Origin of the sequence: Shewanella abyssi (assembly GCF_023284025.1) — a bacterium.
Taxonomy (GTDB): Bacteria; Pseudomonadota; Gammaproteobacteria; order Enterobacterales; family Shewanellaceae; genus Shewanella; species Shewanella abyssi.
In genome coordinates this window covers 283683-296806 of the sequence record NZ_JAKIKR010000001.1, presented here as the reverse complement: position 1 = coordinate 296806, position 13124 = coordinate 283683, and the positions used below count along the sequence as shown (strand labels likewise).

Below are 13124 nucleotides of genomic sequence, written 5' to 3'. Positions count from 1 at the left end.
AGTGAGGATATAACTTCGCTAAAGCTGGCATAAAAAAGCCCCTACCAAGTAGAGGCCTTTCAAACTGAGTATGGGTTAACCTATTTTTTCCAAACCACCCATGTAACCGCGTAACACTTCAGGTACCGTAATTGAACCATCTTCATTTTGATAGTTTTCAAGCACCGCCACTAACGTACGACCAACAGCAAGGCCAGATCCATTTAGTGTATGTAACAAGCTTGGTTTTTTCGCTGATTTAGCTTTGAAACGGGCTTGCATACGACGAGACTGGAAATCTTGCATGTTACTGCACGATGAGATCTCTCTAAATGTGTTTTGCGCCGGTAACCAGACTTCGATATCAAATGTCTTACTCGCACCGAAACCCATATCACCAGTACATAAAACGACTGTGCGGTACGGTAGTTGTAGTTTTTGTAGCACAGTTTCAGCATGGCCAGTAAGCTCTTCAAGCGCTTGCATTGAAGTTTCTGGTTTCACTAGCTGTACTAGCTCAACCTTATCAAATTGGTGTTGACGAATTAAACCACGAGTATCACGGCCATAAGAGCCGGCTTCACTTCTGAAACATGGTGTATGAGCCGTTAGCATTACTGGTAAATCATCTTCATCGATAATAGTATCGCGAGCCATGTTAGTCAGTGGCACTTCTGCGGTTGGGATAAGGCTAAGACCTTGGCCCTCTTCCGTTGCAGGTTTGGTATGAAACAGGTCTTCACCAAACTTAGGTAACTGGCCAGTACCAAGCAAACTATCTTCGTTTACCAGTAGCGGAACGTAAGCTTCGGTATAGCCGTGTTCAGTCGTATGAAGGTCAAGCATGAATTGCGCTAAGGCACGGTGCATGCGGGCAATTTGGCCTTTCATGATGATAAAGCGTGTACCCGTTAGTTTAACCGCACTCTTAAAATCAAGTCCGCCGAGGTTTTCACCCAGTTCTACATGATCTTTAACTTCAAAACTGAACTCTCTTGGGGTTCCCCAGCGACGCACTTCAACGTTTTCAGATTCATCTGCGCCGATAGGTGCAGACTCATCAGGTAAGTTAGGTACGCTCATCGCAATCGCATTAAGCTCATCTAGCAGTGCTGATAATTCAAGCTTCTTAGCATCTAGTTCAGTACCGAGCGTGCCCACTTTAGCCATAATAGGCGCAACATCTTCACCTTTGGCTTTAGCCTGGCCTATCGATTTAGAGATAGCATTGCGTGATGCTTGTAACTCTTCAGTACTGACCTGCAGCGACTTGCGCTTCTGTTCCAATTTACCGAGACGTTCGACATCTAAAATGAAACCACGAGTCGCTAAACGTTCAGCGGTTACTTCTAATTCATTACGCAAAAATTTTGGATCTAACATGTCTTATTATCTTAATAGTTAATAACGAGAAAATACCAATTGCTGTCCTAGATACACGACGAATATACACACGCCAACATTGACAACAACATTCAAAATCGCTTTAACCAAATATCCCTGTTGCATTAGCAATAAAGACTCATTGGAAAAAGTAGAAAACGTAGTGAGGGCGCCTAACATACCCACACCAATAAATGCTTTTATTTCTGGGCTCACTTCACTGACTTGACCAAGGGCGTAAACAACACCCATTAAAAATGATCCCAGTATATTGACCACAAGTGTACCAAAAGGAAATCCACTACCAAACACCTGAAGCATCAATAATGAAATAAGATAGCGTAAAACGGCACCAATTGACCCGCCTAGCGCAACAAAAAGTACATTAGTCATATCTTTTTAGCTCACTGCGCTGATTGAGAGTGGCTAAGTGCTCAAGCTTTTCCTTTATGCGCTTCTCAAATCCGCGTTCTGTCGGATAATAAAAACGGCTATTAGCAATAGACTTGGGGAGATAAACCTCACCTTCTGCGTAGGCATTAGGTTCATCATGGGCGTAGCGATACCCTTCACCGTAACCTATATCCTGCATCAGTTGAGTCGGTGCATTTCTTAAATGCTCAGGTACGCGTTCATTGCCTGTTTCTCTGGCGAGCTGACGGGCGGCTTTAAATGCCGTGTAGACAGCGTTACTTTTGGGCGCACTGGCTAAATATAAAACAGCTTGGGCAATCGCCCTTTCCCCTTCAGAGGGGCCCACTCTATGGAAACATTCCCAAGCGTTAACGGCAACCGACATGGCATTAGGATCGGCATTACCAATATCCTCTGACGCAATGGCAAGTAACCGTCTGGCAATATAAAGAGGGTCGCAGCCACCTTCTAGCATGCGGCAGTACCAATATAGCGCAGCATCAGGATCTGAACCGCGTATTGATTTATGTACCGCTGAAATTAGGTCGTAGTATTGATCGCCATTCTTATCAAAGCCAGCAAGTTGCTGCCCTGCCACTTGAATGATCATCTCTTCGGTAAAGACTTCACCGTCTTTAAGCATATCGCTAATCAATTCGATAAGGTTTAACGCCTTACGCGCATCACCGTCGCTCACCTGTGCTAATTTAAGCGCCACATCAGGAGGTAGAATTAACTTACGTTTGCCGAGTCCGCGCTCTTCATCTGCTAACGCTTGCTGCGTTATCTGACAGATCTCTTCGGTAGTCAGTTGCTTAATAAGATACACACGCGCTCGGGATAACAGTGCGTTGTTGATTTCGAAAGAGGGATTTTCAGTTGTTGCGCCAACAAAAATAACCGTACCATCTTCAATAAACGGTAAAAAGGCATCCTGTTGGCTTTTATTAAAACGATGAACTTCATCGACAAAAAGCAAAGTCCGTTGGCCACGAGATTGCGCAACACTTTTTGCATGCTCTATCGCGCTTCTAATCTCTTTAACACCGGAAGTGACCGCTGAAATGCGCTCAACATGGGCATTAACGTGACTGGCTACAAGCTCAGCCAGAGTTGTTTTACCTGTACCAGGGGGACCCCAAAACATCATGGAGTGAGCCCTTCCAGCTTCAAGTGCTTGCCGCAACGGCTGCCCTTCACCCAATAAATGTTGTTGTCCAACATATTGCGCTAATGTTTCTGGGCGCATTCTAGCCGCTAAAGGCCGAAAGTCTGGTGCAAAATCAAAACTTAAACTACTCACGTAATACTCTTAATTAATAGACTTTAAACGTTGGTCATCGATATCAACATCTTCAGGCACGATAAATTTGAACAAATCACCTTCACTCTCTTTGACCTTTGTTTGATCTGATAAAGTAAAGTTACTGGTATTGCCTTGCTGATCTCTAAGCACCATTTTAGTCAAGGTTATATCGTTAAAACAAACTTCAACTTCCGCTACGCCAGCGTCTTTATCGAGTGGGCTTATTTCAAAGCACTGACCATTGCTTTTTACTTGGTATTGCGACCAAGTATCAGGATCTGAATGGACGAGTAGAGCGATGGGGGAGGCACTTATTGCTTGGTTAACGTCCATAACAGACACCTCTTCAGCAAAAGGGTTGTAGATCCATACATCAGTGCCATCGGCAACAATCAAGGATTCATCCGGTGCTGTTAAGTGCCAATAAAACTGATTGGGCTGTGCCAGTGCAAAAATACCTTCACCTGTCTGAATGACTTTGTCGTTTATGTCTGTAACAGTCTGGCTAAAATTAGCTTTTAAGTTATCTATTTCAGTGAGCTTGGCTTTTAGTTGCTCTGACGCATCCGCTTGAGCTGGAAAATGGGCTAAAAGAGGTAAGCCTGCAATCGCTAATGCGATAAGTCTTTTCATGTTTATGTCTCCGGGTCATGCCTCAAGCACAACACTGATATTGAGTGTCTCAATTTATCGCAATCTATACGCCAGCAAATTGGCTAAGATTAGTTAAAATCTTTTGGTGGCGGCGGTGCCAATACTTCACGGTTACCATTATGCCCTTGGGAACTAACAACGCCTTGAAGCTCCATCATTTCTATTATTCGAGCTGCGCGATTATAACCAATTTTAAATTTGCGTTGCACACTCGAGATTGAACCACGACGAGTTTGGGTGACGAACGCGACAGCTTCGTCATATAACGCATCGATTTCTTCTTCTGAATCACTTGCTTCACCAGGAAGCAATACCTGCTCCCCTTCTGCAGAGCCTTGCAAGATATCCTCAATGTATTGTGGTTTACCACGCGCATGCCAGTCAGCCACAACCTTATGGACTTCATGATCATCAATAAATGCGCCATGAATACGACTCGGAACGCTAGTGCCTGGTGGGAGATAAAGCATATCACCCATGCCTAGCAAGGTCTCTGCACCCTGTTGATCTAAAATCGTTCTTGAATCGATTCGAGAAGAGACTTGGAAAGCCATACGGGTGGGAATGTTCGCTTTAATCAAACCAGTAATAACATCAACTGACGGTCTTTGGGTAGCCAATATTAAATGTATTCCTGCCGCTCGTGCTTTTTGGGCGATACGGGCAATAAGCTCTTCCACCTTTTTACCCACAATCATCATCATGTCAGCAAACTCATCAACTACGACCACAATAGAGGGCAATTTACCAAGTTCTGGGGCTTCAGGTTCCATGCTGTCGGATGATTTCCACAGTGGATCGAGGATGGGTTCGCCAGCCTCTTTGGCATTTTTAATTTTAGCGTTATAACCTTTAAGGTTACGCACACCCAGCGCTGACATCAGCTTATAACGGCGTTCCATCTCTCCAACGCACCAGCGTAATGAATTTGCCGCTTCTTTCATATCGGTGACGACTTCACACAAAAGATGGGGGATCCCTTCATAGACCGAAAGTTCCAACATCTTTGGATCAATCATGATGAAGCGAACATCATCAGGACCAGATTTATAAAGCAAACTGGTGATCATTACATTTACACCAACTGACTTACCAGAACCCGTGGTACCAGCAACTAAAAGGTGCGGCATTTTGGCTAGATCCACAATGACAGGTTTCCCACCAATATCAGCGCCTAATACCATACTCAAATGAGACGGGTTGTCTCTAAATTCATCGCAATCTAGTACGTCACGCATAAACACGGTTTCACGAAACTTGTTCGGTAGTTCTAGACCGACAAATGCTTTGCCAGGAATAACCTCAACGACACGGACACTTTCAGCCAGTAATGAACGGGCCAAATCTTTAGATAAATTAGTAATTTTTGACGCTTTAATGCCTGGCGCTAACTCAAGCTCAAATCGAGTAATAACCGGGCCGGGATAGACTCCTACGACCTTTGCCGTAATATTGAAGTCTGCAAGTTTTACTTCGACTAATCTCCCCACTTGCGCTAACTCTTCTTGGCTTATGGGGTTGGCTTGCCTATTGGGTACATCCAGTAATGAAATACTTGGTAGTGGTGCCATTGGAGCAGTATTAACAGTCTCGTCTTGGCCTGGTAAAATAACGATACCATCTACAATCTTGGCTTTTTCATCTTTTACACGTTTGCTCGCGTTAACCGCGCCTGTTGATTCTTTTGAGTCAAAGTTAATCGTCTCAATTTCAGCTTGAGCAGTCGAGACCCAAGGGGCTTGAATGGTGGGTTCCTTTGCTTCAGTCTGAGTTTCAGTCTCTAATAACGGTTCGATTTTAGGGTCAAGACGAATATTAGCAGTTTGCTGTCCCGTTGAATCTATAGTCTTAGCCGAGTCATCATCGAAAGGAGTCGCGTCAGTTTCTCGCTCTTCCAATTCTGTGTTGCGCTTTTCTCGGAATCGTTCAACAACAGATAAGAACCCACGTGTATCTTCAGTTTCTTCTTTTTTAGATGAAAGCTTTTCCGGTAACTGTCGTAATGACTTGAAAAACCACAGTGTCGCGTAACCCGTTAGATCTATAATAGTGAGCCAGCTAATACCAGTCAGTAACGTAAAACCAGCGCCAACGAAACAGAGTAGCAGCAGTGTAGTACCTAACTGATTGAAATAGGGCAGCATTGCTTGACCAATGACATCGCCTGCAACTCCACCGGCAGAAAACTCATACAAGCCGTTAGCATTCATGCTTCCCAAGGCTGCTAGACTAAACACGATAAGAAGAAACCCTATCAACCTTAAGCCAACAGAAAAGTAGTCTATTTCTAGTAATTTATGGGTACGTTTAAAAAGCAGCCAGCCTGTTAGCGCAATAATAACCGGGATGATATAAGCGGTGTAACCAAAAATATAAAACAATACATCAGCTAACCATGCACCAACTGCACCGGTGAGATTTTGGATGTTCCCATCAAAATGTGATTGACTCCACCCAGGATCGGAAGCGTTAAAACTACTGAGTGCTATGAGGATATAAGTTGCAATCATGCAACAGATGATCAGACTACCTTCTAATAGTCTTTGAACGCCGGAAAGGGTTTTTACACTAGTTGCCTTAGACAATCGCAAACCTACAATAAAAAAGACGATAATGTCAGTAAGATAGCAGAAATGAGTTTATTTTGCAGCGTTTGACTTGCGCCAAATAAAATGAATAAGTATTCACCTGAATTCTTTGCATCATTTTGTATCAATTGTATTTTGTATAAAAAGAAGGGAGTCGAGCGACTCCCTTCTTGTACAATAAAACAACAAAGTTACATTTCAGAGGTCGTATTGATAGCGACACGATTAGTCTGCTTAACCTCTTCCATCACCACATAAGTGCGTGTGTCAGAAACTGATGGCAGTTTAAGCAGGGTTTCCCCTAATAAACGACGATAAGCGGACATATCAGAGACTCTAGTCTTCAATAAGTAATCAAAATCACCTGACACCAAATGACATTCTTGAATATCATCAAGCAGTTGCACTGCATCGTTGAACTTATCGAAAACTTCAGCAGTATCACGGTTTAGCGTAATTTCAACAAACACAAGTAAAGAAGCACCCAAAAAATGGGGATTGACTAATGCCGTGTACCCTTTGATATACCCTTGTTTTTCAAGCCTTTTTACGCGCTCTAAACAAGGGGTGGGACTCAGTCCTACACGCTTCGATAGCTCAACATTGGAAATTCGTCCATCAATTTGTAACTCGTTGAGTATGTTTCGATCTATGCGATCTAAGTCTTTTATAGGACTCTTTTTATTATTAACCATATTTATAACCTTGAATGACATCTATAACAAAATAAAACACCGTGTTTAGATTAACTTCAGCAGCATAAACTACCGAAGGAATACTATACTAGATTTCCCTGAAACATTCACGTTCAGGCATATCAAAATAACAATTACACCCATAGAAAATGGGTTTTTATGCGAAATTGAGGCTTCAAGATGATTATAGGTGTTCCAAAAGAAATCAAAAACCACGAATATCGTGTAGGCATGGTACCTTCTAGTGTTCGTGAATTGACACTACGTGGTCATGAGGTTTTTATTGAAACAAGTGCTGGCTCTGGCATTGGTTTTTCCGATGAAGATTACGTCAATGTCGGCGCAAAAATCCTAGCAACTGCAGCTGAGATTTTTGCTCAATCAGAAATGATTGTGAAGGTAAAAGAGCCACAAGCAGTAGAACGTGCAATGTTAAGAGAAGACCAACTTCTATTTACCTACTTACATTTAGCTCCAGATTTACCACAGACAGAAGACCTTGTTAAAAGCGGTTCTGTTTGTATTGCTTATGAAACTGTAACAGACGACCGTGGTGCACTTCCCCTACTAGCGCCAATGTCTGAAGTTGCTGGCCGTATGTCTATTCAAGCTGGCGCGATGGCACTTGAAAAGTCTATGGGTGGACGCGGCATGTTACTTGGCGGTGTGCCAGGTGTTGAACCGGCTAAAGTCGTTATTATTGGTGGCGGTATGGTCGGTACTAACGCTGCACAAATGGCTGTAGGCCTTGGTGCAGATGTTGTTATTCTTGATCGTAGCATCGATGCATTACGCCGTTTAAACGCACAGTTTGATAATAAGGTTAAAGCTATCTATTCAACTGCTGATGCAATTGAGAAACATGTTTTAGAAGCTGACCTTGTTATTGGCGGAGTATTAGTCCCAGGTGCAGCGGCACCAAAACTTGTGACTAGAGCACACATCGCAGCAATGAAGCCAGGTTCTGCTATTGTAGATGTCGCAATTGATCAGGGCGGTTGTATTGAAACGTCACATGCAACAACTCACCAAGACCCTACCTATATTGTTGATGATGTTGTTCACTATTGTGTAGCAAATATGCCAGGTGCTGTTGCTCGCACTTCTACATTTGCCCTTAATAATGCAACGCTACCTTACATTATCAAGCTTGCTCAGCTTGGTTACCGAGAAGCTTTGTTGCAAGACAAACACCTATTAAATGGTCTTAATGTTATGCACGGTAAGATCACATGTGCAGAAGTAGCTGAAGCATTAAATCTTGAGTTTGTTGATCCGATGATCTTATTAAAATAATGGATTAGTTTATCAAGATTTAAAAAGGGAGCAAATAGCTCCCTTTTTTATTACCTATGACTAAGCCTATTCGCTACATCTCTGCAAAACTATAGCCTTTGCCTCTAACCGTATTGATTAAAGATTTAGGCAATTGTGTGGCCGCCAATTTTCTACGGGTATTACTGATATGCATATCCAAATTTCTATCAAACTGGCCTAACTCTTTTTGCAGTACTCTTAGCTGTAGTTCCTGCTTAGCGATAACCCTGCCCTTGCGTTCGAATAGATATTTGAACAACTTAAATTCTGTTTGGGTAAAACAGACCACTTTTGAAGCAATAGACACGCTATAAGTACTATCGTCAAAAGACACGTCAGTGGCTAAATCATCAGCTATTTCAGATTCATTTCTCACTAATTCTATTCGTCGTTGAATGGCTTTGATCCGTACGATCAGCTCACGCTGGCTAAAGGGTTTACCAAGAAAGTCATCAGCGCCAAGTTCAAATACATTAACCCGTTCATGTTCAGTATCCAGTGATGAGATAACGATAACGGGGGTTTTATCATTGCGTCGTTTTAACATTTCAATGCCATTTAATTTTGGCATACTAATATCGAGGAGGATAATATCGGGGGTAATACGCTGTAACTTTTCAAGCGCCTCTTCGCCATTAGAGGCGAGCGTTACAATAAAATTTTCAGCCTCCAAATAACTCTTTAAAAGACTTTGTAAAACAAGATCATCATCAACCAACAGTATATTTTTCATTTTACGCAATCTAAATACGAACAATTATCATTAAGACTACATTATGCCCATGAAATTAGCTAGTCCATAATCAAGGAATAGATCACAACTTTGTTAAATCAAGGCAAATAGAAAACAAAAAACCAGCAATTATGTTAACTGCTGGTTTAATTCTATGCATACTCAAAACGTACTATTTATGGAGCATCAGCTCTCTAATGTACTTAACCGGAGCACTGCCGTAACTTAAAAACTCTTCATGGAATGCCTTAAGGTCAAAGTCTTCACCTTTCAGCGCCTTATACTCTTCTCTAAAGTCATAGATCTCACGATATCCTGAATAGTAGCTGGTCAGTTGTACTTGACTCAGCGTTGCTCGGCGCCATTTTCCTTGAGCTTCGGCTTGTTGTTGGAATGCTTCATTCATCATAAGGTCAAGGGCTTCAGCTTCTGTCATACCGTTAACCTGAATACCGTAATCGAGTATTGTGTTGCAGATGACACGCAAGTTCCATTTGTAATACATCAACCACATTTCAGGCTCAAAGTTGCCATAGCCCTCTTCGAGCATCATACGTTCTGTATAAACAGCCCAACCTTCAACCATTGCGCCATTACCAAACAAGCTCTTAATTAAGCTTGGTGATTCATTGGAGTAAACAAGCTGTGTGTAATGACCTGGTATTGCTTCATGGATATTTAACACCTGTAAAATCCAATGGTTGTACTCTCTTAGGTAGCTTTCTGCTGAACCATCACTCATGCCATCAAGTGGAGACACATTGTAATAGGTGTTTCCTGACTTCTCATAGGGACCAGGAGCACTAATTGATGCACCGGCATAACCACGCATATAAGCAGGGGTTTCACGCACCACTAGCGGCTTGTTTGGATCGAGAGTGATTAAGTCTTTTTCATTCACAAAAGCAATAAGCTCTGGGATCTGTGCTCTAACTTCATCAACAAAATCATCACGCTTAACGTGCTTAGCTGACAATTTATCGATAAGCTGCTTTATGGCCACTTTACTGTCTTTCGGCATTGGCGTATCAAAATTTGTTGGCCAAAGCTTCTTAGTGATTTTGCTCATCTCTGCTTGTACGCGATTCTTGTCTCTTATCGCTTTTTCATACAAAACTTTTGCTGTCATTCCCGCTTGAATGTCAAAGGCAAATTTCTGTTCGTACATCTCTTCGCCAATTCTGAAACTACGGGCACCCTCTTTGGCTAACTTAACTTCGAGTGCTTTTAGCCAATCAATGTGTTCGTTTATGGCTATGGTTGCTTTATTGAAGCGAGTGACAAACAGCGCCTTCTGCTTATTGGATAATTCCGACGCTATGACTTGATCTAAAAGGTCATTATTAAAGACCGAAAAAGCACCTTCATTTTGCATAATCGCAAGCTGAGTATGTTCTAGTGTAGGGTTACTGATATTGTCGCGAGCCGCTGCGTAATAAGCGGGAACATTTTCCATTCTCGAAAGCACTGACAATAGGCGTTGATCTAAAGGCGCGAAGTTTTCATTGATAATCTGCGCAAAGCCACCTGAAACATTATAGTTTGTTGGGTTCCACTGCCAAGACTTGAATGTTTCGATGTCCCAACGCATCTCAGCAATTAAGTTTTCTATCAGGCGATAATCAGTTAACAATGCAGGCGATAGACTGTCCTTGTCAAAACTGGCTAATAATGCTGCTTGCTTCGACACAAAGTTTAAACTTGCTTGACGTGCTTGCTCATTAGGCACCTTAAGCACAGAGTCATATTTATGGAAACCACTGTACAAAGCCCAAGTGGGTGACTCAACCCATAAGGCATCGATAAAACTCTGACTAAACTGTTGAAATGCAGTACTTTGATCTGCCATCTCTATTGTATTTTGTTCTATAGATGTTTGATTTTGACAAGCCGTAAGCCCAGTGAGTGATAATGCAATAGCAAGCGTTAACGCAGCTTTTTTCATGTTAAATCCCTTAATTATCATTATTCGCGATCTATGTCGCGATAAATTTGTCATCAGTAAAGCATGTTCTTTGTTTTATTACATTATTTAACGCTAGTTGGAAAATCTTTGTTACATAACATGCATAAAGCGATACGTATTATGCATATTGCTAATACAGACCACGCTGTTTTATAGCTGTTGTTCAATCCAATTCAGCACATCTGTAAAGCGATAGCGCTCAAACTGCGCAAATCCTTTAACAGGTCTCATTTTAAGTTTGGTAAATAAAGGGGTTGTCAGTCCACACAAGAAACGAGCGAGTAACACTGCTGATGTATGGGATTTTAACGTTGAGATGGCATCACCACAGGTCAAATGAAAATCATATTCATTCAATGGTGTTAAGTACGCGGGTTCGGGTAATACTGCGATGTGATTAAGACAAACTGAACAATGTCCACAAGCAGTGTGGGCGTTGGGATCAGAGAAATACTGCGCCAGTTGTAAGCTCAGGCAACGGCTACTGCCAAAGAATGACACTAAGAAATTGATTCGCTCAATCTCACTGCTCTCTTTAAGGCTAAATTGTTGATAAAGACGTTCAGCCAACCCATCAATGTTTAACTCTGGCGGAAATACTTGGTAAACCTGGGTTAATTGTTTACTTTGCAATTCGATAAGTTGTTTTTGATCTAGATAATCTAATGCTTTTATCGCTCGGCCACGACTATTGGGGTAGATAGATTCAAGCTGACTAAGATCGGCGCTATACCAGATTTTGGCTTTGACAGAAGTATCCACAATCGCTTTAACGAAGTGCTGCCGCTCCGGATCAAAGCGGCTTAACACCTCTTCTAAAGGAGCTAGTAATTTATATTTGTATTCAGCGAAGTAACTATACTTGGGCTTAATCGCCCCCTGCATCTCTAGATAAACTAACAGTGTTTTTAAGCTAAGAGGGCGAATGTTTGATGATGTAGACAGCTGATTAAGCATTAACTCCCAATCATTGCGCTGCTTGGTCACTGACTTTATCTCATCTATAACACTGACTATCGCGTTAAGCTCTGGGGTGTCACCAAATACGAAATTCTCTAATACATTGAGATTATCTTTGTTTGCCAATACCATACAATCAGAATCGTAACCATCTCGTCCGGCACGTCCAATCTCTTGTGCGTAGTTTTCAATTGATTTAGGCAGATCATAGTGAACCACAAAGCGTATATCACTTTTATCGATACCCATTCCAAAAGCGATAGTGGCAACAATGATGGGGACTTCGCCAGACATAAAGCGAGTCTGAATTGATTTCCGTACACCACTGTCCATTCCAGCATGATAAGCCAACGCGTTGTAGCCATTAGCTTGCAGATACTTTGCCACTATTTCAGCGCTTTTTTGCAAAGTTACATAAATAATGCCGCTTGTTTGCTGCCTTTCATTTAACCAGTTAGCCAAAAAACGGGGTTTGTCTGACTCTTTTATACCGACAGCATTAAGATGTAAATTGGATCGATAAAAGCCGGTTAAGGTAATATTTTCCGGCGCTATTGCAAATTTACTGCTCATATCTGCAATCACTTTTGACGTTGCTGTCGCCGTTAACAACAGTACTTGCGGGATATTTAATGCTCGTTGGTAACTGGGCAGCTTTAGGTAATCCGGTCGAAAATTATGCCCCCACTCAGAGATACAGTGGGCTTCATCTATCACCAGTAAAGAGATAGCTATGCCAGCAATAAAACGCCTGAATCGTTCGTTATTTAACCGCTCTACTGAGATCATCAATATTTTGATCCTACCTTTGCTCACACCATCGAGCACTGCGGCTGCTTGCTCTGGTGTTTGGGTGGAATCAATTGATGCAGCTGAAATACCTCGAGCTTCCAAATAGGCTAATTGGTCTTGCATCAATGCCAATAAAGGGGACACTACCAATGTAAGATTCGGCAGCGCTACGGCAGGTAATTGATAACATAAAGACTTACCTGAACCTGTAGGAAAAATAGCTGCGGCGCTTTGGCCATTTAATATGTTATTTACCACTTCCTGCTGTCCAGTTCTAAACTCACTGAAACCAAAATACTGTTTAAGTAACGCGCGGGCGTTATCCATGCTTTGTCCT

10 protein-coding genes are annotated in these 13124 nt (G+C 42.1%); 1 reads left to right on the top strand and 9 read right to left on the bottom strand.

What is annotated here, in order from left to right:
• Window positions 1-75: 75 nt before the first annotated feature.
• The 6 genes from serS to lrp form a co-directional block, all read right to left on the bottom strand.
• On the bottom strand, window positions 76-1362 hold the full coding sequence (gene serS / locus L2755_RS01290) for a serine--tRNA ligase (RefSeq protein WP_248978936.1): 1287 nt from the start codon (window positions 1360-1362) through the stop codon (window positions 76-78).
• 18 nt (window positions 1363-1380) lie between these two features.
• Window positions 1381-1755 carry a fluoride efflux transporter CrcB gene (gene crcB, locus L2755_RS01285; RefSeq protein WP_248978935.1) on the bottom strand — a complete coding sequence of 125 codons (375 nt, stop codon included), beginning with the start codon at window positions 1753-1755 and terminating at the stop codon, window positions 1381-1383.
• Window positions 1748-3079 carry a replication-associated recombination protein A gene (locus L2755_RS01280; protein WP_248978934.1) on the bottom strand — a complete coding sequence of 444 codons (1332 nt, stop codon included), beginning with the start codon at window positions 3077-3079 and terminating at the stop codon, window positions 1748-1750. The genes crcB and L2755_RS01280 overlap by 8 nt, the downstream gene beginning before the upstream one ends.
• A gap of 9 nt (window positions 3080-3088) precedes the next feature.
• Window positions 3089-3715 carry an outer membrane lipoprotein periplasmic chaperone LolA gene (gene lolA, locus L2755_RS01275; RefSeq protein WP_248978933.1) on the bottom strand — a complete coding sequence of 209 codons (627 nt, stop codon included), beginning with the start codon at window positions 3713-3715 and terminating at the stop codon, window positions 3089-3091.
• Window positions 3716-3804: 89 nt separating this feature from the next.
• A complete protein-coding gene (locus L2755_RS01270) occupies window positions 3805-6321 on the bottom strand; it encodes a DNA translocase FtsK (RefSeq protein ID WP_248978932.1) in 2517 nt (838 codons plus the stop codon).
• Between the two features lie 194 nt (window positions 6322-6515).
• On the bottom strand, window positions 6516-7019 hold the full coding sequence (gene lrp, locus L2755_RS01265; RefSeq protein WP_248978931.1) for a leucine-responsive transcriptional regulator Lrp: 504 nt from the start codon (window positions 7017-7019) through the stop codon (window positions 6516-6518).
• Between the two features lie 180 nt (window positions 7020-7199).
• Here lrp and ald point away from each other — a divergent pair, with 180 nt between their 5' ends.
• On the top strand, window positions 7200-8315 hold the full coding sequence (gene ald, locus L2755_RS01260; RefSeq protein ID WP_248978930.1) for an alanine dehydrogenase: 1116 nt from the start codon (window positions 7200-7202) through the stop codon (window positions 8313-8315).
• 73 nt (window positions 8316-8388) lie between these two features.
• On the opposite strand, the gene L2755_RS01255 is transcribed toward ald, so the two are convergent.
• The 3 genes from L2755_RS01255 to L2755_RS01245 all read right to left on the bottom strand — a co-directional run bounded on the left by L2755_RS01255 (window position 8389) and on the right by L2755_RS01245 (window position 13114).
• A complete protein-coding gene (locus L2755_RS01255) occupies window positions 8389-9069 on the bottom strand; it encodes a response regulator transcription factor (protein ID WP_248978929.1) in 681 nt (226 codons plus the stop codon).
• A 172-nt stretch (window positions 9070-9241) separates the two neighbouring features.
• Window positions 9242-11014: a DUF885 domain-containing protein gene (locus L2755_RS01250; protein WP_248978928.1), complete on the bottom strand. Its 1773-nt coding sequence runs from the start codon at window positions 11012-11014 to the stop codon at window positions 9242-9244.
• A gap of 171 nt (window positions 11015-11185) precedes the next feature.
• The gene (locus L2755_RS01245; RefSeq protein ID WP_248978927.1) at window positions 11186-13114 is read right to left on the bottom strand and encodes a RecQ family ATP-dependent DNA helicase; all 1929 of its coding nucleotides are present in this window, start codon (window positions 13112-13114) and stop codon (window positions 11186-11188) included.
• Between the last annotated feature and the right edge of the window lie 10 nt (window positions 13115-13124).

Coding starts and splice junctions, on each gene's coding strand:
- crcB (WP_248978935.1), bottom strand. CDS start 1,755: ATGACTAATGTACTTTTTGTTGCGCTAGGCGGGTCAATTGGTGCCGTT.
- L2755_RS01255 (WP_248978929.1), bottom strand. CDS start 9,069: ATGAAAAATATACTGTTGGTTGATGATGATCTTGTTTTACAAAGTCTT.
- serS (WP_248978936.1), bottom strand. CDS start 1,362: ATGTTAGATCCAAAATTTTTGCGTAATGAATTAGAAGTAACCGCTGAA.
- lolA (WP_248978933.1), bottom strand. CDS start 3,715: ATGAAAAGACTTATCGCATTAGCGATTGCAGGCTTACCTCTTTTAGCC.
- ald (WP_248978930.1), top strand. CDS start 7,200: ATGATTATAGGTGTTCCAAAAGAAATCAAAAACCACGAATATCGTGTA.
- lrp (WP_248978931.1), bottom strand. CDS start 7,019: ATGGTTAATAATAAAAAGAGTCCTATAAAAGACTTAGATCGCATAGAT.
- L2755_RS01250 (WP_248978928.1), bottom strand. CDS start 11,014: ATGAAAAAAGCTGCGTTAACGCTTGCTATTGCATTATCACTCACTGGG.
- L2755_RS01245 (WP_248978927.1), bottom strand. CDS start 13,114: ATGGATAACGCCCGCGCGTTACTTAAACAGTATTTTGGTTTCAGTGAG.